This is a genomic window from Actinoplanes palleronii (genome assembly GCF_016862315.1).
Taxonomy (GTDB): Bacteria; Actinomycetota; Actinomycetes; order Mycobacteriales; family Micromonosporaceae; genus Actinoplanes; species Actinoplanes palleronii.
The window spans coordinates 1-1,279 of the sequence record NZ_BOMS01000225.1; the positions used below are offsets into that span (position 1 = coordinate 1).

A 1,279-nucleotide genomic window follows, 5' to 3' on the forward strand; every position below is an offset into this window, starting at 1 on the left:
CCAGGGCCTCGGCAAAGTCGTGAGAGTGTCCGACTTGGGGTGTTTGAAGTAGAAACGCCGCTACTTGGTGCAGCAAGACGGGCATGACCGGTTCGGAAGATCATCAAGGTTCCTACGCCGTGTTGATCGATCCGAAGTGAGTCATGCCCGCACTGCCATCATTGCTGATCTCCTCTTTGTCCTGCGCACCGGTTCTGACCGTGCCCGAAACTGCTGGTGGGCTGGTCGCAGCGCTTGCCGATCTGCCTGATCCGCGGGCTCGTCGCGGGGTCCGGCACCGGCTGACGGTGGTGGTGATCGCCGCGGTCTGCGCGGTCATCGCCGGCAGCCGGTCCTACACCGCGATCGCCGAATGGGTCGCCGACGTCCCGGCCACGACCGCTCTCGCTCTGGGTATCGCCCCGGACCGGCGCCCGTCCGAAGCGATGATCCGCCGGCTCCTGCAAGCCCTCGACGCGCAACTGCTGACCACAGCGATCGCCGTCTGGCTCGCCGGCCAGGCGACATCAGCGGATCGGCAGGCCATCGCGGTCGACGGCAAGACGCTGCGTGGATCCAGGACCGGCGACCACACCGCCCGGCACGTCCTGGCAGCCTGCGATCAGAGCATCGGAATGGTCCTGGCCAGCACCGATGTCGACGGCAAGACCAATGAGATCACCCGCTTCGCACCCCTGCTCGACCAGATCGGCGACCTGCGAGACGCCGTGATCACCGCTGATGCCATGCACTGCCAGCGCGACCACGTCGACTACCTCGCCGACCGCGGCGCCCACTGGATCCTGACCGTCAAAGGCAACCAGCCCCACCTGCACAAACAACTCTCCAACCTGCCCTGGCAGCAGGTCCCGCAAGCCGCCCGCGACGACGACCGCGGCCACGGCCGCCGGGAGATCCGCACCCTGAAGATCCTGACCATCGCGGCCGGCATCGACTTCCCCCACGCCGCCCAGGCCCTGCAGATCCGCCGCCGCAGACGCCGCCTCGACCAGCCACGGCGATTCACCACCGAAACCGTCTACGCCATCACCGACCTGCGCGTCCACCAGGCCAAACCCGTCCAGCTCGCAGCGTGGATCCGCGGGCATTGGACGATCGAAAACAAAATCCACTGGGTACGCGACGTCACCTACGACGAAGACCACAGCCAGATCCGCACCGGCACCGGGCCACACGTCATGGCCGCCCTCCGCAACGCCGCCATCAGTGCACTACGAGCCGCCGGAGCCAACAACATCGCCGCCGCCAACCGCCACCACGCCCGCGACAGCAATCGGCC

At 67.2% G+C, this 1,279-nt stretch carries 1 protein-coding gene; it reads left to right on the top strand.

Annotated elements, in window-relative coordinates:
* Positions 1 to 200: 200 nt before the first annotated feature.
* On the top strand, positions 201 to 1,279 hold a 1,079-nt coding region (locus Apa02nite_RS50720; protein ID WP_203831579.1), incomplete at its 3' end, for an ISAs1 family transposase.